The sequence below is a fragment of the Pedobacter sp. KBW01 genome (assembly GCF_003852395.1).
Taxonomy (GTDB): Bacteria; Bacteroidota; Bacteroidia; order Sphingobacteriales; family Sphingobacteriaceae; genus Pedobacter.
In genome coordinates, this window is sequence record NZ_QAJQ01000008.1 from 1 (window position 1) to 22,393 (window position 22,393).

The following is a 22,393-nucleotide window of genomic DNA, read 5'->3' on the forward strand; positions in this document are numbered from 1 at the left end:
GTTTCGAACACTCCTAATTTGTAATTCCGACTTAAGAATATCATTTCTTCTCATATGCAATCAGAATAACCAGATCATTACCCGCATCAGGCTCAATACCATGCGAGCTGCCCGGCCTTGTTAAAATGGCATCACCTGGTTTAACAGAGAAAACCTTACCATTCATTTTCATTTTACCCTTACCGCTAATGACATAATAAATTTCATCTTCTTTTTGCAGGTGGTAACCGATGGAAGAGCCCGGTTTTAAAATACGCTTTCTGAAAATGGTTTTGAGGTTTTTAGCCTGTGCGAAGAAATTAAAACCGATGGTTTCGCCACCTCCATTGTGTGTGCCAGGTTCAGTTTTGGCTACTTCAACATCGTTTTGCAAAATATACTTAGTGGTATCGGCTGTTTGGGCCTTAGCAGCAGTAGAAATAAAGAAAGTAAAAAATAGTAATGCTAATGCATGGTTGCTCATTTGGTTCGTTTTTATATCTGCTTTAAGCTTTAAACGTAAATTTAGGTGTTTTGCATTGATGTTGCCAAAAGCATCTAAACTTTGTTACTAAACCCGATCTAAGTGGTTCCGATTTTTCATCGGAAAGAATGGAGAGCGAGACTGAAGCCCTCCAAAAGAAATGAACTGTTCATTTCCTAATCAAAGAAATATTTTTTTATTTGGAAATGAGCGATTTGTAGTTCCAAGAAGCCTTTAGCCCTGCCATCCACTGTAGCTCCGATAGCATAAACCGGAGGCTGCCTGTTCTTGTCGGGCTTACAACCGAAAGACTTGTTCCTTATAGCGCATCAAAAAGACATTTATCCTTTGTACCTAAATTCGATAAAAACAGTACAGGCTATATACAGGGATAAAACATATAGCAGGCGTTTGGAAGCCATAAACCAATTCCTTACATTTTCCTGAAAAAACGGGGCAAATAATATGCTTTTCGGTTTGACTTTCCACTCAATAATATTAGCTTTGCACAAAAAAAATTGATACATGAGCGTTTTAGTAAATAAAGATTCTAAGGTTATCGTTCAGGGTTTTACCGGAAACGAAGGAACTTACCACGCAGAACAGATGTTGGCGTATGGTACAAACGTAGTTGGTGGTGTAACGCCTGGCAAAGGTGGGCAATTACATTTAGATAAGCCTGTTTTTAATACTGTTAAAGATGCCGTTGATAAGACGGGAGCAAATGTATCGATCATTTTCGTACCACCGGCTTTTGCTGCTGATGCGATTATGGAAGCTGCCGAAGGTGGTATTAAAGTAATTGTTTGTATTACTGAGGGTATCCCAACTAAGGATATGATTCAGGTAAAAGAATATATTGCTGATCGTGATGTTACTTTGATTGGCCCTAACTGCCCTGGTATTATCACTGCTGATGAGGCTAAAATTGGTATCATGCCAGGTTTTATCTTCAAAAAAGGTAATGTAGGTGTGGTTTCTAAATCTGGAACTTTAACTTACGAAGCCGTAGATCAGGTTGTAAAAGCTGGTTTAGGTATTACTACAGCTATTGGTATTGGTGGCGACCCAATTATCGGAACGCCAACTGTTGAAGCTGTTAAATTATTAATGAACGACCCTGAAACACACGGTATCATCATGATTGGTGAAATTGGTGGTGGAATGGAAGCAGAGGCTGCACGCTGGATCAAAGAACACGGTACTAAACCTGTTGTTGGTTTCATCGCTGGTCAAACTGCGCCTCCGGGACGTAGAATGGGGCACGCTGGTGCTATTGTTGGCGGTGCTGATGATACTGCTGCTGCTAAAATGAAAATTATGGCTGAGTGTGGTATCCGTGTAGTAGAAAGTCCTGCTGAAATCGGTGCTGCAATGGCAGAAGAATTAGCGAAGTAAGATTTTTAAAATTTATATAAAGAAAAGCGTTTCGATTAGGTTCGGAGCGCTTTTTGTTTATTGTCTGGTTTTAACAGCAAAGAGCGCAAAGCACACAAAGTTTTAGGTTTGAGATTGTATAATTACTGAGCGTACAAAGAGAGGCACGAAGAGCGTAGCGTTTTTTGTTAACACTCAGATGCACTTAGGTGTCTTAGGTGGTTAATAATGTAAGTAGACATGTCACCACAAGCTTTGTCAGGGTGAAGTAAACACTAATACAAACAGTTGAAACAGCAAACCAAAACCTATAGCTTTAACGTATATTGTAACATGAGAACGATGTTAAATAAACTATTTTTAGTTTCGGCTGTTGTTTTGATTACAGGGCTTTCGGCCTGTGCACAAAAACAGGATAAGAAAGAAGCAAAACAGGCAAAGGAAACAGAACAAATTATACCCAAGAAAAAAATGAACTGGAATCCATTAACACCCGAAGAAGAAAGAGTGATTGTAAATAAAGGCACTGAATATCCGGGAACAGGCAAATACGAGCATACCACAGATAAAGGAACCTATACCTGCAAACGCTGCAATGCGGCCTTGTATCGCTCAGAAAGCAAGTTCGATGCGCACTGCGGTTGGCCAGCATTCGACGATGAAATTAAAGGTGCTGTAAAACGCATTCCTGATGCAGATGGATCGCGTACAGAAATTGTTTGTGCCAATTGTGGCGCACACTTAGGTCACGTATTTTTGGGAGAAGGCTTTACCAATAAAGACACCCGTCATTGTGTAAACTCGATTTCCATGAATTTTGTGCCCGATAAGAAATAAGGTGGGTATAGTAGGGTTAGGTAGAGGTGTACGGCAATGAGCTGTACACCTTTTTTTATGGCGTTTTGTAATAATTCAAATGGTCAATCGTTTGCGCCCGTTTTTAAGCATACAGAAGTTTTTTTAATGCCTTATTTTAGTGGTACTAACCAATGCAAACCAAAAAATCAGGATTAATGAAACGCCAAATTTTACTGTTAACCCTTGTCTTATTTGTCTTTTGTTCGGCATTTGCCCAAAAAGCAGTTAAAAAAACTACTCAACCAAAAGCGGCAAAACCAAATATCGTTTATATCCTGGCCGATGATATGGGCTACGGTGAGTTGGGGTGTTACGGGCAGGACAAAATCGAAACCCCCAATCTGGATGCTTTAGCCAAACGTGGCATGAAGTTTACCCAGCATTATGCCTATCCGGTATGTGCGCCATCACGTTATATTTTAATGACGGGGCAAAACTCCGGAAAAGCTTTTATCCGTGGCAACCACGAGTGGGGCGAGCGTGGGCCGGTATGGGATTTTAAGGCCATGGAAGAAAACCCTTACCTCGAAGGGCAGTACCCGATACCCGATTCGACTGTTACACTAGCTGAAATGCTAAAAGGCGCTGGTTACACCACAGGCATGGTGGGTAAATGGGGGTTAGGCGCTCCGTTTACCACAGGTTTCCCTACAAAACAAGGCTTCGATTATTTTTATGGCTATATCTGCCAGCGGCAAGATCATACTTATTACAGCGGTCACCTGTGGGAAAACGAAAACAGGGTACCTTTAGACAATAAAATACAGGCACCTACAGTGACTTTCCCTAAAGAACTGGACAGTTTGGACGAGAAAAATTATGAAAAATATGCGCAGAAAGATTATGCACCTGATTTTTTGATCAAAGCAGCTTTAAAATTTATCGATAAAAACGCCGCCAAGCCGTTTTTCCTATATTACCCAACACCATTGCCACACGTTTCATTACAGGCTCCAAAAGATCTGGTAGCTTATTACCATCAGAAATTTGGCGATGAAAAACCATTTTTGGGCGATGGCTCTTATTTTCCATGCCGCTATCCCCGTGCTACCTACGCAGCGATGATAACTTTGCTGGATAGACAGGTAGGTGAATTAATTAATGAATTGAAAGCGAAAGGCGTGTACGATAATACCATCATTTTATTTTCGGCCGATAACGGTGTAGCATTTAATGCGGGTGTAGATCCAGCCTTTTTTAATAGTGCCGGACCATTTAATGGCAATTTTGGCTGGGGTAAAGGTTTTGTGCACGAAGGTGGCATCCGCGAACCTTTTATAGTTTCATGGCCAGGTAAGGTAAAACAAGGCAGTACAAGCAATCTGATTGCCTCTACCATGGATATGATGCCTACCTTTTGCGATCTACTTGGTTTAAACACGCCAAAGGATGTCGACGGGATCAGCATTTTGCCAACTTTATTGGGACAGCAGCAGAAAAACATCCATCCGTATTTGTATTTCGAATATCCTGAATATGGTGGCCAGCAAGCTATCCGTTTGGGCAACTGGAAAGGGCTGCGTTTAAATATGCTCAAAGGCAATGCGAAGTGGGCTTTGTACAATCTGGAGAACGATGTCAAAGAAGAAAATGACCTGGCTGCAAAACATCCGGATATTGTCGAAAAAATGATTAAAATCAGTAAGCAGGAACACCGTACTCCGGCCTTATCACGCTTTTTAATTCCGGTTTTAGAGCGCGAAATGAAATAAATTACCGCACCAGACCAGGTTTTTTTCAACAGCCCAAAATCGTACTTAGCGCAATGTTAGGCCGCGATTTCGCACCTGTAATCCTGGTCTGGTATTTCGGTTAACAGCTCATCGTTTACAGGTGAAAAGCCAATTAACAGCTTCATTTTAAACTAAATGCTTATATTTGCGGGCTCGATAAAGAATTTTAGCCTATGAAGTATCTTCTGTTATTAAGTAGTTTGTTCTTGTTTTTACACAGTAATGCACAAGATTCCGCGTCATCAGTAAATGAAACGGACAGTACTAAAAAAACAGTTCTCGCCACTTATTACCACAGAAAATTTGAAGGCCACCGCACCACGAGCGGAGCCCGCTATAGATCAAAAAAACTCACTGCCGCACATCGTACTCTCCCATTTGGTACACTGGTTACCGTAACCAACCCCGTTAACGGAAAATCGGTAATTGTAAAGGTAAATGATCGTGGTCCTTTCTCTAAAAGATTGGCTATAGATTTGTCAGAACGCGCTGCTAAACAGATTGGTATCTACCGTAAAGGCATTGCTAAAGTTAACCTCAGTTATACTGTTGAGTAGTACTCTTTTTAGCTCTATTTTGAGCTTAAAACACCCCTCAAATTTAAGTTATTAACACTCTTTTTTGTTTGTTAAACCCTTTAAAAGAAACAATTAGCTTTTTTTTGGCTTGAAAATGATATTAGGCTGATCGTTTTTCCCCAGCATCAGGGCAGGGTGTTAACAACTTTGGTTCACTAAAAAGGGCCACCGTATATATATTTGTTATAACAAAGTTCTTTAACTTCTTGCACTTGAAAACAAATATAAAAGCTTAGTTTTTAGTAATTTATGCGTATATCTCTCAGATTGCAATTTTAAATTTTCCGAACTAAAAACCAAGTTGTTGCCAGGTAATAGGGTTAGCACTTTCACTACAGCGTTTTGATAAAAGACATTACAATCATCATATAAAATTGATGGATGCGTGCCTTTGTCGGCTCTGTTAAAAATTAGATTTAAAAACATCAGCGTATGGAACAGGAATTATTACTACAAGAAAACAAAGACAGATTTGTGCTTTTGCCAATTAAGTATCCGGCAATCTGGGAAATGTATAAAAAGACCGAAGCTAGTTTTTGGACAGCAGAAGAGATTGATCTTTCTGACGACCAGAAACACTGGGATAATTTAAATGATGGCGAAAGACATTTCATTTCTCATATTCTTGCTTTCTTTTCTGCTAGTGATGGTATTGTAAACGAAAACCTTGCGGTAAACTTCATGAGCGAGGTTCAATTGCCCGAAGCACGTTGCTTTTATGGTTTCCAGATTATGATGGAAAACATTCATGCCGAAACCTATGCGCTGTTAATTGATACATATATTAAGGATCCGGAAGAAAAAGATCGTTTATTCCATGCTATCGATACCGTTCCGGCTGTAAAAAGAAAGGCTGAATGGGCATTACGCTGGATTGAAAACGGAACTTTTGCCGAACGTTTAGTGGCTTTTGCTGCGGTTGAAGGTATTTTCTTCAGCGGAAGTTTTTGTTCTATTTTCTGGTTAAAGAAACGTGGTTTAATGCCAGGCTTGACCTTTAGTAACGAGCTGATCTCGAGAGATGAAGGTTCTCACTGCGAATTTGCCTGCTTGTTGTACAGCATGTTGAGCAATAAGTTGAGCGAAGAACAAGTTCACTCTATTATCAGTGATGCAGTAGAAATTGAAAAAGAATTCATTACCGATGCATTGCCGGTTGCCTTAATTGGTATGAATGCAAAATTAATGAGCCAGTACATTGAGTTTGTGGCCGATAGGTGGTTACAGGAATTAGGTTACAAAAAAATATACAATGCAACCAATCCTTTCGATTTTATGGAAATGATTTCGCTTCAGGGTAAAACCAACTTCTTCGAAAAACGTGTTGGCGATTATCAGAAAAGTGGTGTATTAACCTCTGCCGATAACAAAGCCCAGGCGTTTTCTTTAGATGAAGACTTCTAGGTAGAATTTTGAATTAGAGAATGATGGAATGGGTGAATGCTCCGTCCATCAATTGAAATAAATAAAATAATGAATTGTGGTAGGAGTAAGGAGGGGTAATTAATATTCTCTCATTCGAAACTCACTCATTCACTCAGTAACAAAACTTAAATCTCATAAAATATGTTCGTACTAAAAAGAGATGGCCGGAAAGAGCCGGTGCAATTTGACAAAATCACAGCACGTATTCAAAAACTTTGCTATGGTTTAAATTCAGATCTTGTAGATCCGATCGATGTTGCCAAAAAGGTAATCGAAGGCTTATACGATGGGGTAACTACCTCGGAGTTGGATAACCTTGCTGCAGAGACAGCCGCATCGTTAACTACCAAACACCCTGACTATGCTTTGTTAGCCTCGCGTATCGCGGTTTCTAACCTGCATAAAAACACTACTAAATCATTCTCGGGTACGATGAAAATGTTGTACGAATATTTCGACCCGAAAGCGCAGAAAGAGGCACCTCTTATCGCTGATGATGTTTATGAGATTATTGAAAAAAACAAGGATATTTTAGATAGTTCTATCATTTACGACCGCGATTTCGGTTTCGATTATTTCGGTTTTAAAACTTTAGAAAAATCTTACCTTTTAAAAGTTAACGGTCAGATTGTTGAGCGCCCTCAGCATTTGTTCATGCGTGTTTCTGTTGGTATCCACAAAGAAGATATCGAAAGCGCAATTAAAACCTATAACTTAATGAGCGAGCGTTGGTTTACACATGCTACACCAACCTTATTCAATGCGGCTACACCAAAACCTCAAATGTCGTCATGTTTCTTGCTAACCATGCAGGATGACAGTATTGAAGGTATTTACGATACTTTAAAACAAACTGCTAAGATTTCGCAAAGCGCTGGCGGTATTGGTTTAAGTATTCACAACATCCGTGCAACTGGTTCATATATTGGCGGTACCAACGGTACAAGTAACGGTATTATCCCAATGTTACGCGTATTTAACGATACTGCCCGTTATGTAGATCAGGGTGGAGGTAAACGTAAAGGAGCTTTCGCAATCTATTTAGAGCCTTGGCATGCTGATGTTTTCGAATTTTTAGATTTGCGTAAAAACCATGGTAAAGAAGAAATGCGTGCGCGCGATTTATTCTATGCACTTTGGATCAACGATTTGTTTATGCAACGTGTTAAAGATAATGGCGATTGGACCTTGTTCTGTCCGCACGAAGCACCAGGTTTAGCAGATTGTTTCGGTAAAGAATTTGAAGATTTATATGCTAAATACGAAGCAGAAGGCCGTGGCCGTAAAACGGTTAAGGCACAAGAGCTTTGGTTTGCTATTTTAGATTCGCAGATTGAAACTGGTACACCTTACATGTTGTTTAAAGATGCAGCGAACAGCAAATCCAACCAGCAAAATTTAGGTACCATTAAGAGTTCTAACCTGTGTACCGAAATTATCGAGTATACCTCTAAAGATGAAGTTGCAGTTTGTAACTTAGCTTCACTGGCATTACCTCGTTTCGTAATTAACGGTGCTTTCGATCACCAAAAATTATACGATGTAACTTATCAGGCTACTTTAAACCTGAACAAGATCATCGATCATAACTATTACCCAGTTCAGGAAGCTGAAAACTCTAACATGCGCCATCGTCCCGTTGGTTTAGGTGTACAAGGATTAGCTGATGCCTTTATCTTATTGCGTTTACCTTTCGAAAGTGATGAGGCCAAACGTTTAAATAAAGATATCTTCGAAACGATTTATTTTGCTTCGATGACGGCTTCACACGATTTAGCTGTAAAACATGGTCCTTACCAAACATTTAAAGGTTCACCATTGTCAAAAGGTAAATTCCAGTTCGATTTGTGGAATGTAACACCAGATAGCGGCCGTTGGAATTGGGATGCATTGCGCAAAAAAGTAGTTAAGGATGGTGTGTACAACTCTTTATTGGTTGCACCAATGCCAACTGCATCTACTTCGCAGATTTTAGGTAACAACGAGTGTTTCGAGCCTTACACTTCAAACATTTACACCCGTCGTGTATTGAGTGGAGAGTTTGTGGTAGTAAATAAACACTTATTGAAAGATTTAGTAGCCTTGGGCTTATGGAACAACGATATGAAAAACAAAATCATATTGGCCAACGGTTCAATCCAGGCAATTGCAGAAATTCCTGATTACATTAAAGATCTATACAAAACTGTTTGGGAAATTAAGATGCGTAACATCATCGATATGGCTGCCGATCGCGGTGCCTATATCTGTCAGTCGCAATCGTTAAACCTGTTCGTAAACGCACCGAACACTTCAAAATTAACTTCAATGCACTTCTATGCATGGGAGAAAGGTTTGAAAACCGGTATGTACTATCTACGTACTCAGGCTGCTTCGCAAGCTGTTAAATTCACAGTGGAGAATCAGGGCGGTAAAGCAATTGAAGCGGTTATTCCTGCTGAAATGACACAAGATCAGGTTGCAGAAGAAATCATCGATGGACCAGTTTGTTCGATGGAAGAAGGTTGCATTAGCTGTTCAGGTTAAGGCAGAGGGTCTTTAAAAGCAAAAGCAGAAAGACTAAAGCAAAAAGCTTGCTAATCTTGTTCGTCATTGCTGAGGTCGGATTAGTGAGAGCTGAAGTGATCTTTAAGATATAATTACAAAAAAGGTTTTGAACGAAAGTTCAGAACCTTTTTTGTTAAGAAAAGTTAAAGTTGTTAAGCCTTGTTAAATCATTTTATCACCTTTCTGGTATTACTTACCTTGTTGCAAATTACAACGCTATGAAGAAATACCTCACGATTATTTGCTTATTTTTTTTTATAAAACCAGCCTTTTCACAAGACCTAAGACTAACGGGTACGGTAATTAACTCAAAAGAAAGTACCATTACCTTTATGCGCCACGATGCTTCAATAATAACAGGTATCAGATCAGATAAAAGATACAAGGCAAAATTAAATGGTCAAGGTAAATTCGATATTGTTTTGCCTGTTGAAACGATCTCAAAATGGTTGGTAGAAATCGGCAGCGACCGTTATGATGTATTCGTACTTATCCCGAATGAAAATGTAAACATTTTAATAGATGCCAAAGAGGATGGCTTAATGATGGGCACGACAGCAACAGGACCTCATGCAGCCAATTTCAATTATTTTGGTTATTATCTTAAAAAGAACCGAGAAAAGTATCCATCAGAAACTTACGCAGCTAGAACAGCTAAACTAGATGTCTTGGAGTATATAAAGTTACAGGAAGAGGTGTCTCGATATGACTTAAAGATGTTGGGAGAATATATGAAATCTTTCAAACTAACAAATGATTATTACCATTGGCTGAAAGCAACTTATAAATATAGTCCTTATAATAATGCTATAGAATGGGTAAGGGGAAAAAGGCAAATAACAGACCCCACAGCATTTAAACTCATTACTGCACAATTGGGTAATGACGATTATGCAGCCAAAAATTGTATCGAATACAATTATCTTTTAGCGTATTACATGCATTACGAATTTAATGGGCTAAGCTATCCTATTGATGGGATCAAATTTATAGCCTTTGTAAATGAAACGGACTTTAATGAAGTAACCAGATCAGTTGCGCTTACACGCATAATGGTAAGCTTTGCGACATTGAGAAATGATAGTTCATACAATGCGATTTTTAATCAGTTTAATGCCTGTGTAAAAGACAAAGAACTATTAAAGTTAGTTATAGATTCCAGAAATGCCCAATTAGGCCAAATGAGCAATAGAATAAAAGAAAACATTAGCCAGGCCAGTAGCTTAAACCAGATTTTGAATAAATATAAAGGCAAGCTAATCTATTTGGACTTTTGGGGAAGTTGGTGTGCTCCTTGTCGTGCGGAGATGCCTAACGCAGCCAGGTTGAGGGAGAAACTAAAAGGAAGAGATATCGTATTTGTCTATTTTGGCTATAAGGATGTTCAAGATAAATGGTTGGCTGCTCAACAAGAACTTAAAATTGAGGGGGAGCATTATTTGTTAACCCCAGACCAGATCTCAGAAGCTAATGATTTGTTTGAAATAAGAGGCGTTCCCCGTTACGTGATCATTGGAAAAGATGGTACGTTAATCAATAAAAATGCAAATAGGCCTGGCGAGGTCTATGAAGAGCTAGATAAGCTTGCAGCAAAATAAAATTTAAAAGCAATTGTAACGTAAGGTTTTGGGTAAAAGCTCAAAACCTTATTTTTTGTCCTTACTTTTGCTTTTAGTTCAATAATTCATTAGGAATTGGTTCATTAGTACTCAATTGCCATACAGTAATGACTACTGAACAAATGAACTAGCAAACAATGAAACCTTAAAAATGTCTGCACACATCCATAGCGCCAAACACGAAATCATTTCTTGTGAAAGATGCGGATCGGCTATTGAGTGCAAGGCCAATGCTTACACCAAATGTCAGTGTAGCGTAGTACAACTCAGTATAAACGAAGTGCAGCATATTTCTGAGCTGTATGATGGTTGTTTATGTGCCAAATGCCTGTTTGAATTACAACAGGAATACCGTGAAGAAATAGGCGCTTAATCTTATTGCTTTCCTGCCCTTCGTAGAAAAAGTAAACAAATCTAATATGGGTGTACTCCAATCTGGTCAATTCAGATAGGTCAAAAAAAGGACGGCTGTGCTTTATTAATTGTAAATAGTACAATTAAAATTTTCGCGAATATTCAGTAAAACAAAAATGCCTGTTTTTAATCGTTTATAAACATTCAGATGCAAGAATCCTAAAAATGTCATCTGCAGTTTGTACTTCTGAGATCGCGTTACTGAAGGCTTCTTTCAGGCCTTAAAAGCAATTAAAAATTTCTTAAAAATAAGTGTTAAATCTGGTAACAATGTACATAATTTGTTGTCAATAGCATGCTTAATAAATGGTTTATTAGGCTTAAAAACAATAAAAATCATATAAATTATGGAATCGCTCATTTCAAATTACTGGTGGGTTTTAGTGGCACTGTTGTGCTTAGTTTTATACAAATATATTTTACGTTTCCTATTCGGGATGGTCATCGTACCCGAAGACAAGATTGGATTAATTACCAAAAAATTTGTGCTCTTCGGATCGGATCGGGAGCTGCCCGACGGGCGCATTATCGCCATTAAAGGCGAAGCTGGTTTTCAGGGAAAAACCCTGGCGCCGGGATTATATTTCGGGATGTGGTTTTGGCAATACAGCGTAACCATGGAGCAATTTACCGTTATTCCCGAAGGTAAAATCGGCCTCATTATGGCCAAAGATGGGGCAGAGATCCCAACAGGGAATATTTTGGGGCAGAAAGTAGAGTCTGATAACTTTCAGGATGCGGTTAAGTTTCTCGAAAACGGCGGGCAGCGAGGTAGGCAAACGTCCTATATCACTTCTGGTTCGTACCGTATCAATACCATGTTGTTTCAGGTTTCGGTTACCGATATGATCCGCATTCAGGAAAGTATGGTAGGCATTGTAACAACCCTGGATGGTTTACCGATCGAAGCCAACCAGATTGCAGGTAAACTGGTAGAAGGACACAATAACTTCCAGGATTTTGATGCCTTTATTAAACAAGGCGGTAATCGTGGTTTACAGCCGCAGGTAATTTTGGCAGGTTCTTATAACCTCAATCCATGGGCCATCCAGCTGGAAGAAATCCCGATGACTGAAATTGCCATAGGTTATGTTGGAGTAGTTATTTCGTTTATTGGTACTGATGGCAATGATTTAACCGGAGCCGATTTTAAACACGGGAATATTGTGGGCAAGGGATCGAAAGGGGTTTGGTTAGAGCCGCTTGGTCCCGGTAAATACCCGATTAATAAATACATTATGAAGGTAGAGCTGGTACCCACAACCAATTTGGTGTTAAACTGGGCATCGGCACGCAGCGAGGCGCATAACCTGGATAAAAATTTATCAACTATAACAGTGCGTTCGAGAGATGGTTTCCCTTTTAATCTGGATGTGGCGCAAATCATTCACGTTCCTACAACAGAAGCGCCAAAAGTAATTGCCCGTTTTGGTAACATGGTTAACCTGGTTTCGCAGGTATTAGAGCCAACTATTGGTAACTATTTCCGCAACTCGGCTCAGGGCAGCGATGTAATTGCGTTCCTGAGTACCCGTAAAGAACGTCAGGAATCGGCAAAAGAACATATCCGCAAGGTGCTTGATGAGTATAATGTGAATGCGGTTGATACTTTGATTGGTGATATTGTGCCACCAGAATCGTTAATGAAAACCTTAACCGACCGTAAAATAGCCGAAGAGCAGAAGGTAACTTACGAAACGCAAAAGCAGGCACAGGAAACGCGTCAGGGGATGGAAAAAGAAACTGCTATTGCCGATATGCAGAAGGATATTGTGAAAGCACAACAAAGCGTTGAAATTGCCGAACGAACCGCAAGTGCTACGGTTAAAAAATCGGAAGGTGATGCAGCAGGGGTAAAACTGGCTGTTGGTGCAGAGGCCGAGGCTACCAAAATGCGTGCGCACGCCGAAGCTGAGGCCACAAAAGCTAGGGCACAGGCTGATTCGGAAGCGATTAAGTTACGTGCATCGGCCGAGGCAGAGCAGATTTCGTTAACAGGTAGCGCCGAAGCAGGTAAAATTTTAGCAGTGGGTAAATCTACAGCAGAGGCTTACGAGCTTGCGGTTAAGGCTCTGGGAGGTGAAAATTTCACCCGTTATAAAATTACCGAAGAGTTATCAAAAGGTAATGTAAAACTGATCCCTGATGTATTAATTGGTGGAAATGCAAATGCCGGTGGTTCGGCCATGGATGGCTTGCTGGGACTTAAACTGATGGAGTTAATGGATCCGGAAAAACGTAAGGAAGTGGTTGCCGTAGCAGAAATTGTGGAAACCAAAACTAAACCTAAAAGGGATAACATTAATCCTTAATTTGGTTTTAAAATAGAATGAAAAGTCCCGACACAAGTTGGGACTTTTTGTTTTATTATCGTTTGCAACCTCTCCCCTAAGTCATCGTCATTTCAACTGAAGCGCAGCAGAACGGAGAAATCTACTTGGATAGATCTCTCGGCTGCGTTGCACTCCGCTCGAGATGACGACACTTTTTATTTAATCTATCACTAATAGTCAACTAACAATTATTCCAATACAACCTTTGCTTTTCTCAAATTTTTATACAAACCTTACACCCGCTACCTTTATACCTTAAACCTTTTTAGTAACTTTGCAGCCGATTTAGAATGATAGAATTTTGAATGGTTGAATGGATAATGCAAAGCATTCATTCTCTCATTCTCTCATCCAATAATTTTAAAAAATGAAGAAGGTAAAAGTTGGCCTGGTGCAGATGACCTGTACTAAAGATAAGCAGGAAAATTTAGATAAAGCGATTACAAAAGTAAGGGAAGCCGCCGCAAAAGGTGCACAAATTGTGTGTTTGCAGGAGCTTTTCACTTCGTTGTATTTCTGCGATGTTGAAGACTATGACAATTTTGATCTGGCAGAGGCTATTCCTGGTCCATCGACTGATGCCTTGCAGGTAGTTGCCAAAGAACTGGGTGTGGTAATTATTGCTTCCCTGTTCGAAAAACGTGCTGAAGGCTTGTACCACAACACTACTGCTGTTTTAGATGCCGATGGCTCATATTTGGGTAAATATCGAAAAATGCATATTCCTGACGATCCTGCTTTTTACGAGAAATTTTATTTTACACCAGGTGATTTAGGCTACAAGGTTTTCGAAACCAAATTTGCTAAAATCGGTATTTTGATTTGTTGGGATCAATGGTATCCTGAAGCATCGCGCATCACTGCGTTAATGGGAGCAGATATCATGTTCTATCCAACCGCAATTGGCTGGGCTACCGATCAGGATGAAGAAACCAATCAGGACCAATACAATGCATGGCAAACCATTCAGCGCTCGCACGCAGTGGCCAATGGTGTTCCGGTAGTAAGTGTAAACCGTGTAGGTTTTGAGCAAGATGGTGCAATGAAATTCTGGGGAGGTAGTTTTGCTACAAACGCGCAGGGTAAACTGCTCTATTTATGTTCTCACGATTTAGAAGAAACAGAAGTAGTAGAACTGGATTTATCGGAATCTGATTTCTTCCGTAAACACTGGCCTTTTTTAAGAGACAGAAGAATCGATTCGTATCAGCCGATTACTAAAAGATATATTGACGGCGACTAGGCTTAAAGGTTAAAGACCAAAGCTTAAAGCTAGGAAATCGTCATTTAGAGCGAAGTGCAACGCAGCCGAGAAATCTATCAGAGATCTCTCCATTCCACTGCGTTCCAGTCAAGATGACGACCATCCAATGTGACACCTTTAAATTATAAGACTAAACGAATGTCAAATTTTCCGCCAAGAAAAGAACTAAATATTAATCAATTCGATTATTCTCCCAAGCAGCAAGGTTATTCATTCCCTGCCGAATGGGCTAAGCATGAGGCTACCTGGTTAAGCTGGCCGCATAAAGAGGCTTCATGGCCCGGAAAAATCGAAACCATTTATGCGCCTTACTGCCAGTTTATTAAAGCTGTTGCCGAAGGCGAAAAGGTTCGGATCAATGTAAAAGATGAAGAAATGAAAGCTTTTGCAATTGCAGAACTTAAAAAAGTAGATGCCGATTTAACACAGATAGAATTTTATTTTAACGAAACCAACGATGCCTGGTGCCGCGATCATGGCCCTGCATTTGTGTTAAAAGCAAATGAAAAGGCTGTAGTAGATTGGGGTTACAATGCCTGGGGCGGTAAATATCCACCGTTTGATCAAGATGATGTGGTACCCACTAAAATTGCGAAATATTTTGAGCTGCCATTATTTCTTCCAGATATTGTAATGGAAGGTGGCTCGGTAGAATTTAATGGTGCAGGTACAGTTTTAACCACTACAGCTTGCCTGCTCAACAAAAACCGCAATCCCCACCTAACAAAAGAGCAGATAGAACAATATTTGTTGGAATATTATGGTCAGGAGCAGGTGTTATGGTTAGGAGATGGTATTGTGGGCGATGATACCGATGGCCACATTGATGATATTACCCGTTTCGTAAACGAAGATACCGTTTTAACCGTTGTAGAAAGTAATCCACTTGATGAAAACTACGTGCTGTTACAGGAAAACCTGGAAGCTTTAAAAGCAATGAAACTGAAAGATGGTCGTGCGTTAAACATTGTTGAATTGCCAATGCCGTCACCAGTAATTTATGACGATACCCGCTTACCAGCATCTTATGCAAACTTTTACATTGCCAATGCGGCGGTAATTGTTCCGGTTTTTGACGATGTGAATGACCAAAAGGCTTTGGGTATTATTCAGGGCTGTTTTCCAGATCGTAAGGTAATTGGTATCAATTCGGTAGATATTATCTGGGGTTTGGGTAGTTTTCATTGCCTGAGCCAGCAAGAGCCAGCTGTATAAGTTCGGGGTTTTCAGCCTGCACTTCCGTATTAACTTATTAGTATTAACTTTACAACATTAAAACATTTCAACTTTACAATATTTCATAATGAAATTACTAGAAGGAAAAACAGCATTAATTACCGGCGCATCAAAAGGAATTGGCCGTAAAATAGCGGAGAAATTTGCAGAGCAAGGTGCTAATGTAGCATTCACCTATTTATCGTCAGTAGAAAAAGGACAGGCTTTGGAGCAGGAATTGCAAAGCTTTGGCACTAAAGTTAAAGGTTACCGCTCTGATGCATCTAAATTTGATGAGGCTGAGCAGTTGATCAATGATATCGTGGCAGAATTTGGTACAATTGATATTGTAGTAAACAATGCGGGTATTACCAAAGATGGCTTGTTAATGCGTATGAGTGAAGAGAACTGGGATGATGTAATCAACATCAACTTAAAATCGATCTTCAATGTAACTAAAGCAGCTTCTAAAGTGATGATGAAAGCGCGTAAAGGTGTTTTCATTAACATGAGTTCAGTTGTTGGTGTAACAGGTAATGCTGGTCAGGCTAATTATGCGGCATCTAAAGCTGGTATCATTGGCTTTACCAAATCAGTAGCTAAGGAGTTAGGCTCTAGAAATATCCGCGCCAACGTGGTTGCTCCGGGTTTTATCCGTACCGAAATGACTGAGGTTTTAGATCCTAAAGTGGTTGAAGGCTGGGAAAAAGATATTCCTTTAAAACGTGCAGGTGAAACTGAAGATATTGCCAATGTTTGCGTGTTTTTAGCTTCAGATATGAGCGCTTACGTAACCGGACAAACTTTATCGGTTTGCGGAGGGATGCTTTAAGAGAGATTGAAGGTATAAGGTGGAAGGTTTCTTCCAGTCGCATAAAAACATTAAAGAAGTCAAGTTTTTTAAAACTTGACTTCTTTCGTTACTAGGTATTGTCCTTTAACTTCCTTAATCTCCGCAAGGTATTTATTCTTCTCAAAAGCTAAATACCCCACCTGTAATGATTTCCAAAAGTTTGCCTGCGTAGGGAACTGGACAATGTACTTTTTCATATTCGCGTCGGTCATTTTGAAAGGATAGATGTTCACAGGGATTTTTTCTTGTCCGGCATTGCGCGCCTCCACTCCCAAAACGTAAACTTCTTTAATCTTTTCGTCTGTTAAAGGAATGCAACCAACAGTTACGCAATTGCCGTGGATGTAGATATCGCCGCCTGTTTTACGGTCTTTGCCTGTTCTTAATTTATCAACACTATTTGGATAATTTACGCCTAATGACAAGTGAAAATTGCTCATTGGGTTGAAAACATTGATGTAATAAAATCCTTCAGGGGTTTGCCCGTCTCCCTCAATTACTTTTGGGCCAAGTGTACCCGAATGCGCGCAAAAATCGTACGTACGGAATAATTTATAGCCTTTATCGGTATTAGCCTTTAGCCAAACTTCTAATTTACCTTCACTTTTGTAGGCGTTAATTACCATCGAAAATTGGTCACCATAACCATCAGCGCGAACAAATTTTTTCAATGTTTCCCATTTTTCATTATACGCTTTTTCTACTCTTTCAAATTTAATTTGTGTTGCTTTAAAATTGTTTTGGGCATTAACCATAAGGCTTAGAGATAGCAAAAACATTAAACAGATTAATTTCATAAAGATTGATTTGGTTAAAAATAGGTATTTAACCACAGAGGCCATAGCGTTTTTTTGTTGCTTGGTACGGAGATCACAGAATGACTTAATTATATACTTTAAACGCTGTGCTCTCCGGTGCAAATCTTAGTGTTCTCTATGGTAAACAAATTTACGATCTTAACCTTACGTAAATTCTTTGGGCACTTTGCTGTTAATTGGCCTTGAAAATTTAACCAAATTTACCATCTTTATGCAATATGAATAGCTTTTTTTCAGGTACTTCTGTTTTGTCCTTTCTCGGTTGTTTGGCGCTGGGTATATTATATGCCTGGTTACTGTATAGAAACAATAAAAACCTGGATAAAAAGCTTCAATACACCCTCACGGTATTAAGGATTTTGGTGGTTACAGCTATTGCCTGGCTTTTGTTTGCCCCACTAATTAAAACCTTGAATTATACGCTCGATAAACCCGTAATCATTATCGGGCAAGATAATTCGCTTTCGGTAAGGCAGGTTAAAGCTGCAGGTTTTGATGAAAAACAGTATGAGCAAAACCTGAAAGCACTGCAGGATAAACTATCTGATAAGTATGAAGTAAAAAGCTATCACTTTTCAGATCAGGTTGCAGATGGTTTAGATTTCAAAAATCAGGGCAAATTAACCGATGCTGCAGCGTTTTTTCGTAAGGTACAAGACGAATATACCAACAGGAACATAGGTGCTGTTATTTTGGCTACAGATGGTATTTTTAACCACGGTGGCAATCCACTGTATAGCATTAACCAAATTAATGCGCCGGTTTATACGGTTGCACTGGGCGATAGTGTTCCGAAACGCGACGTGTTGATCTCAAATGTGAACTACAATAATATAGTGTACCTGGATGATGATTTTACGGTTGAAGTTCAGGTGCAGGCTTTTCAGAGCAATGGCGAAAATACCAGCCTAACGGTAGCTCAGAATGGGAGTAAAATTGAACAGCAAAACATCGCTATCAGCGGAAATTCCTTTGTGAAAACAATTCCGGTTAAATTGCATGCAGGTAAAATAGGTGTGCAAAAATATACCGTGCAGCTGGGTAGCTTACCTAACGAAATGACCATCCGTAATAACAGCCAGAGCTTTTATGTGGAGGTTATCGATGGAAGGCAAAAAGTATTATTGGCTGCTGCTGCCCCACATCCCGATCTTGGTGTTTTAAAGGAGGCTATTTCACTTAACAAACACTATGAGGCTAAACTGGTGCTTGCCGATGATTTAAGCGCTACAGACCCTTCTAAATTCGATTTAATTGTACTGTATCAATTACCCGATCTACAGAACTTATCTGCCAGCTTCTTACAAAAGCTCAAATTGGTTAAGAAACCCATTTTGTATATTTTAGGTGGACAGAGTAATATAACTGCATTTAACCAGCTTCAAAGTCAGGTTAACCTGGGCTCGGCCAATGGTTCGGTACAAGAAGTTTATCCCGATTTTGCCAATGGTTTTACAAGTTTTAACCTAACAGCGGCCGATCAGAAACAATTCTCTACTTTCGATCCATTGCTTAGCCCATTTGGCCGGCTAACTGTTAATGCAGGTGCCACAGCTGTTTTTAACCAGCGGATTGGTAAAGTAAGCACGCAGCAGCCCTTATTGTTTTTTACGAACGAAAACGGATTAAAAGCCGGGTATTTGATGGGAGAGGGCTTATGGCGCTGGAAACTTTCGGAGGCCGAAAATGAAGCCCCGCAGTCGGTTTTAAATGATCTGATCTCCAAAACCGTTCAATACCTTTCGGTTAAAGATGATAAACGAAGGTTTAAAGTGTTTACATCTAAAGCTGCATATGATGAAAATGAGAACATACAGTTTAATGCCACACTTTATAACGACAGTTATCAGGCCGTAAATGAGCCTGAAGTGAATTTGCAGGTTAAAAATGAAACTGGTAAGGTTTTCAATTATACCTTTTCTAAAACTGAAAATGCCTATCAGCTCGATGCTGGTCCCATGCCCGCAGGAAACTATTCGTATGTAGCCAATACAACATTAGGCGGAAAGAAATTCAATGCTGTCGGTAGTTTTTACATCAATGCGTTAATTGCCGAATATCAGCAAACAACTGCCAATCACCAGCTATTGAATACCATTGCTAAGCAAAGCAACGGAAAGCTTTTTATGCCTGCCAATCTGCTGAAAATAGCCGATGAAATTCTTAAAAACGAAAATATAAAAACGATTAGCTACGAAGACCGCAAATACGATGAACTGATTAACATGAAATGGCTGTTCGGCCTGATTTTGATTTTGTTTGGTACCGAATGGTTTTTACGTAAACGCAATGGAGAACTATAACATTTCTACTTCCGAAATTATTGAGGTGCTGGGAACCATTGCCTTCGCAATATCAGGTACTTTTACTGCTATGCAACGCAAGCTGGATCCGTTCGGGGTGCTCATTATAGCATTTGTTACGGCAATTGGTGGTGGTACTGTTCGCGATTTATTAATAGGCGATACACCTGTTGCATGGATGCGCGATATGCAAACTTGTCTGATTATTTTATTTACAGCACTGGCTACCATGTTTTTTAAAACCCATGTGCAGAAAATGAAAATTACATTGTTTTTGTTTGATAGTTTAGGTCTTGGGCTATTTACAATGGTTGGTTTACTAAAAGGTATTGCTTTTGGTTTAAATCCAGGTATTTGCATTGCATTAGGTACGATTACCGGTTGTTTCGGCGGTATTATCAGAGATACGCTTCTTAATACCATACCATTAGTATTCAGACGAGAAATTTATGCTACGGCTTGCATATTTGGCGGTTTGCTTTACTTTTTACTGGTGCAATTAAATGTAGAGAGTGTGGTAGCAAAGCTTTCTGTTGTGGCTTTCATTTTTATTTTGCGTATAGTAGCAGTAAGGTTTAAGCTTTCTTTGCCTAAGTTTGAGTATTAGATAGAAAGGTTGACTGTATAAATTGTTTAAACTGGTTAACTGCATATTCAACCTGCTGATTGAATTGTTCTAATTGCTGGATGGTTAAATTGTTAACCACAAATTGCCAACTGTGAAGTGAGAATTGAAAACTGCTAACTAGTCCTTCTTTTCTTCCTGAATAATCACAAAAACATCTTCATTGTCTTTCTTCATGAAGTATTTTTCGCGGGCAAATTTTTCGGCGGTATTTAAATTGGTATTTAGCTCGTTTAAATCCTTTTTAACCTGGGCGGTTTCTTTCTCGAAATACTCTTTTTCTTCCTGCAATTTATTGGCCTGGCTGCGGTACTCGTACTGCGACATCATATCGTTTTTATCGAAAAACAGCATCCACATAGCAAAAGCAACCGTTGCAAGGAAATATTTATTGCGGAAAAGGTCTATTAAACGTTTCATAATTTTCTCAAAAGCCGTTATTTAAACCTTGCAGGTTTCAAAAACCTGTAAGGTTTGCACAACAAATATAGTATTAAAATAAAAACATCCGAAGATTTAAAATCTCCGGATGTTTCACAAATAAGTTTTTCAACTTGTTAACATTATTGCATCATTGCGGATGGTTTAAACCCGCCTCAATGGATAATGGATTATTTTTTAGCGTATTTGAATTTTGAACCGATGAAACGTGCGTTTTCGCCCAATTCTTCTTCAATACGTAATAATTGATTGTATTTTGCAATCCTGTCCGAACGTGAAGCCGAACCGGTTTTGATCTGTCCGCAGTTTAATGCAACAGCTAAATCAGCAATGGTAACATCTTCAGTTTCGCCAGAACGGTGACTCATTACCGAAGTATAACCACTGTTTTGTGCTAAAGTTACTGCATTGATAGTTTCGGTTAAAGAACCAATTTGGTTAACTTTTACCAAGATAGAGTTAGCAGTATCTTCGTCGATACCACGTTGTAAACGGGTTACGTTAGTTACAAATAAATCGTCACCAACCAATTGGACACGGTCGCCAACTTTATCAGTTAAGCTTTTCCAGCCAGTCCAGTCGTTTTCGTCCATACCATCTTCAATAGAGATGATTGGATATTTAGCTGATAAATCTGCTAAGTATTGTGCCTGCTCTTCGCTGGTACGAATTACACCTGTAGCACCTTCAAATTTAGTATAATCGTATTTACCATCTTTGTAGAACTCAGATGAAGCACAATCTAAAGCTAAACAAATTTGCGAACCTGGTTTGTAACCTGCAGTTTCAATTGCTTTTAATACCGTTTCAATTGCATCTTCAGTACCATCGAAAGTTGGTGCAAAACCACCTTCATCACCTACAGCTGTAGATAAACCTCTATCGTGAAGAATTTTTTTCAAGCTATGGAAAACTTCAGTTCCCCAACGTAATGCTTCAGAGAAAGAAGGTGCGCCAACTGGCATAATCATAAATTCCTGGAATGCAATAGGGGCATCAGAGTGAGAACCGCCATTGATGATGTTCATCATCGGGATAGGTAAAGTGTTTGCATTTACACCGCCAATATAACGGTATAAAGGTTGGCCAATTTCATCAGCAGCAGCTTTGGCTACAGCTAAAGAAACACCTAAAATAGCATTAGCACCTAAGTTACCTTTGTTTTCGGTACCATCAAGGTCTAACATAAGTTTGTCAATTGTGTTTTGTTCAAAAACATCAATACCTCTTAATGCATCAGCAATTTTAGTATTTACATTTTCAACTGCTTTTAAAACGCCTTTACCTAAATATGTAGATTTATCTCCATCGCGTAATTCAACAGCTTCATATTGTCCGGTTGATGCACCACTTGGTACTGCAGCACGGCCAAATGCACCTGCTTCCGTTGCAACTTCTACTTCTACTGTTGGATTTCCTCTTGAATCGAGGATTTGTCTCGCATGGACATTAACAATTATGCTCATTTTATTTTAATTTTTTGTTGATTTCTTAACCTGCTTAGTGTACAAAGTACAATTACTAAGC

General features: G+C 39.4%; 18 protein-coding genes. 14 read left to right on the top strand and 4 right to left on the bottom strand.

Features of this window, described 5'->3' with window-relative positions; all coding sequences use genetic code 11:
* Positions 1-40: 40 nt before the first annotated feature.
* Positions 41-463 carry a cupin domain-containing protein gene (locus DBR40_RS09190; protein WP_124559460.1) on the bottom strand — a complete coding sequence of 141 codons (423 nt, stop codon included), beginning with the start codon at positions 461-463 and terminating at the stop codon, positions 41-43.
* 525 nt (positions 464-988) lie between these two features.
* Between DBR40_RS09190 and sucD the strand changes: the two genes are divergently transcribed.
* The 12 genes from sucD to fabG all read left to right on the top strand — a co-directional run bounded on the left by sucD (position 989) and on the right by fabG (position 16,658).
* On the top strand, positions 989-1,861 hold the full coding sequence (sucD, locus tag DBR40_RS09195; protein ID WP_039479954.1) for a succinate--CoA ligase subunit alpha: 873 nt from the start codon (positions 989-991) through the stop codon (positions 1,859-1,861).
* 312 nt (positions 1,862-2,173) lie between these two features.
* Positions 2,174-2,677, top strand: a complete 504-nt coding sequence (locus DBR40_RS09200; RefSeq protein WP_124559461.1) for a methionine-R-sulfoxide reductase — start codon at positions 2,174-2,176, stop codon at positions 2,675-2,677.
* A 176-nt stretch (positions 2,678-2,853) separates the two neighbouring features.
* Positions 2,854-4,410, top strand: coding sequence for an arylsulfatase (locus DBR40_RS09205; RefSeq protein ID WP_124559462.1), 1,557 nt, complete (start codon positions 2,854-2,856; stop codon positions 4,408-4,410).
* Positions 4,411-4,604: 194 nt separating this feature from the next.
* Positions 4,605-4,988, top strand: coding sequence for a septal ring lytic transglycosylase RlpA family protein (locus DBR40_RS09210; protein ID WP_124559463.1), 384 nt, complete (start codon positions 4,605-4,607; stop codon positions 4,986-4,988).
* Between the two features lie 453 nt (positions 4,989-5,441).
* Entirely contained in the window at positions 5,442-6,413 is a 972-nt protein-coding gene (locus DBR40_RS09215; RefSeq protein ID WP_124559464.1) for a ribonucleoside-diphosphate reductase small subunit, read from the top strand.
* Positions 6,414-6,575: 162 nt separating this feature from the next.
* Positions 6,576-8,960, top strand: coding sequence for a ribonucleoside-diphosphate reductase subunit alpha (locus DBR40_RS09220; protein WP_124559465.1), 2,385 nt, complete (start codon positions 6,576-6,578; stop codon positions 8,958-8,960).
* A gap of 239 nt (positions 8,961-9,199) precedes the next feature.
* Positions 9,200-10,579, top strand: coding sequence for a TlpA family protein disulfide reductase (locus DBR40_RS09225; protein ID WP_124559466.1), 1,380 nt, complete (start codon positions 9,200-9,202; stop codon positions 10,577-10,579).
* A 172-nt stretch (positions 10,580-10,751) separates the two neighbouring features.
* Complete coding sequence (locus tag DBR40_RS09230; protein ID WP_124559467.1) at positions 10,752-10,973, top strand: cysteine-rich CWC family protein; 222 nt, start codon at positions 10,752-10,754, stop codon at positions 10,971-10,973.
* Positions 10,974-11,361: 388 nt separating this feature from the next.
* Positions 11,362-13,326, top strand: a complete 1,965-nt coding sequence (locus DBR40_RS09235) for an SPFH domain-containing protein (RefSeq protein ID WP_124559468.1) — start codon at positions 11,362-11,364, stop codon at positions 13,324-13,326.
* Between the two features lie 388 nt (positions 13,327-13,714).
* Complete coding sequence (locus tag DBR40_RS09240; protein WP_124559469.1) at positions 13,715-14,590, top strand: carbon-nitrogen hydrolase; 876 nt, start codon at positions 13,715-13,717, stop codon at positions 14,588-14,590.
* A 159-nt stretch (positions 14,591-14,749) separates the two neighbouring features.
* The gene (locus tag DBR40_RS09245; RefSeq protein WP_124559470.1) at positions 14,750-15,826 is read left to right on the top strand and encodes an agmatine/peptidylarginine deiminase; all 1,077 of its coding nucleotides are present in this window, start codon (positions 14,750-14,752) and stop codon (positions 15,824-15,826) included.
* An 88-nt stretch (positions 15,827-15,914) separates the two neighbouring features.
* The gene (gene fabG, locus DBR40_RS09250) at positions 15,915-16,658 is read left to right on the top strand and encodes a 3-oxoacyl-[acyl-carrier-protein] reductase (RefSeq protein WP_124559471.1); all 744 of its coding nucleotides are present in this window, start codon (positions 15,915-15,917) and stop codon (positions 16,656-16,658) included.
* A 68-nt stretch (positions 16,659-16,726) separates the two neighbouring features.
* On the opposite strand, the gene DBR40_RS09255 is transcribed toward fabG, so the two are convergent.
* A complete protein-coding gene (locus DBR40_RS09255) occupies positions 16,727-17,476 on the bottom strand; it encodes a murein L,D-transpeptidase family protein (protein WP_124559472.1) in 750 nt (249 codons plus the stop codon).
* A gap of 239 nt (positions 17,477-17,715) precedes the next feature.
* On the opposite strand from DBR40_RS09255, the gene DBR40_RS09260 reads away from it, so the two are divergent.
* Positions 17,716-19,800, top strand: a complete 2,085-nt coding sequence (locus DBR40_RS09260) for a hypothetical protein (RefSeq protein ID WP_124559473.1) — start codon at positions 17,716-17,718, stop codon at positions 19,798-19,800.
* Positions 19,787-20,407 carry a trimeric intracellular cation channel family protein gene (locus DBR40_RS09265; protein WP_124559474.1) on the top strand — a complete coding sequence of 207 codons (621 nt, stop codon included), beginning with the start codon at positions 19,787-19,789 and terminating at the stop codon, positions 20,405-20,407. The genes DBR40_RS09260 and DBR40_RS09265 overlap by 14 nt, the downstream gene beginning before the upstream one ends.
* A gap of 138 nt (positions 20,408-20,545) precedes the next feature.
* Here the strand turns inward: DBR40_RS09265 and DBR40_RS09270 are convergent, their stop codons facing one another.
* Positions 20,546-20,845 (bottom strand): FtsB family cell division protein, encoded by a 300-nt coding sequence (locus DBR40_RS09270; protein WP_025145767.1) that lies wholly within the window; start codon positions 20,843-20,845, stop codon positions 20,546-20,548.
* A gap of 191 nt (positions 20,846-21,036) precedes the next feature.
* On the bottom strand, positions 21,037-22,332 hold the full coding sequence (gene eno / locus DBR40_RS09275) for a phosphopyruvate hydratase (RefSeq protein ID WP_124559475.1): 1,296 nt from the start codon (positions 22,330-22,332) through the stop codon (positions 21,037-21,039).
* Positions 22,333-22,393: the final 61 nt, after the last annotated feature.

Bases quoted from the DNA above. Each gene is read 5' to 3' on its own strand.
- DBR40_RS09205 (WP_124559462.1), top strand. From the start codon at position 2,854: ATGAAACGCCAAATTTTACTGTTAACCCTTGTCTTATTTGTCTTTTGT.
- DBR40_RS09225 (WP_124559466.1), top strand. From the start codon at position 9,200: ATGAAGAAATACCTCACGATTATTTGCTTATTTTTTTTTATAAAACCA.
- DBR40_RS09235 (WP_124559468.1), top strand. From the start codon at position 11,362: ATGGAATCGCTCATTTCAAATTACTGGTGGGTTTTAGTGGCACTGTTG.
- DBR40_RS09265 (WP_124559474.1), top strand. From the start codon at position 19,787: ATGGAGAACTATAACATTTCTACTTCCGAAATTATTGAGGTGCTGGGA.
- sucD (WP_039479954.1), top strand. From the start codon at position 989: ATGAGCGTTTTAGTAAATAAAGATTCTAAGGTTATCGTTCAGGGTTTT.
- DBR40_RS09255 (WP_124559472.1), bottom strand. From the start codon at position 17,476: ATGAAATTAATCTGTTTAATGTTTTTGCTATCTCTAAGCCTTATGGTT.
- DBR40_RS09260 (WP_124559473.1), top strand. From the start codon at position 17,716: ATGAATAGCTTTTTTTCAGGTACTTCTGTTTTGTCCTTTCTCGGTTGT.
- DBR40_RS09215 (WP_124559464.1), top strand. From the start codon at position 5,442: ATGGAACAGGAATTATTACTACAAGAAAACAAAGACAGATTTGTGCTT.
- DBR40_RS09270 (WP_025145767.1), bottom strand. From the start codon at position 20,845: ATGAAACGTTTAATAGACCTTTTCCGCAATAAATATTTCCTTGCAACG.
- DBR40_RS09245 (WP_124559470.1), top strand. From the start codon at position 14,750: ATGTCAAATTTTCCGCCAAGAAAAGAACTAAATATTAATCAATTCGAT.
- eno (WP_124559475.1), bottom strand. From the start codon at position 22,332: ATGAGCATAATTGTTAATGTCCATGCGAGACAAATCCTCGATTCAAGA.
- fabG (WP_124559471.1), top strand. From the start codon at position 15,915: ATGAAATTACTAGAAGGAAAAACAGCATTAATTACCGGCGCATCAAAA.
- DBR40_RS09200 (WP_124559461.1), top strand. From the start codon at position 2,174: ATGAGAACGATGTTAAATAAACTATTTTTAGTTTCGGCTGTTGTTTTG.
- DBR40_RS09220 (WP_124559465.1), top strand. From the start codon at position 6,576: ATGTTCGTACTAAAAAGAGATGGCCGGAAAGAGCCGGTGCAATTTGAC.
- DBR40_RS09230 (WP_124559467.1), top strand. From the start codon at position 10,752: ATGTCTGCACACATCCATAGCGCCAAACACGAAATCATTTCTTGTGAA.
- DBR40_RS09190 (WP_124559460.1), bottom strand. From the start codon at position 463: ATGAGCAACCATGCATTAGCATTACTATTTTTTACTTTCTTTATTTCT.
- DBR40_RS09240 (WP_124559469.1), top strand. From the start codon at position 13,715: ATGAAGAAGGTAAAAGTTGGCCTGGTGCAGATGACCTGTACTAAAGAT.
- DBR40_RS09210 (WP_124559463.1), top strand. From the start codon at position 4,605: ATGAAGTATCTTCTGTTATTAAGTAGTTTGTTCTTGTTTTTACACAGT.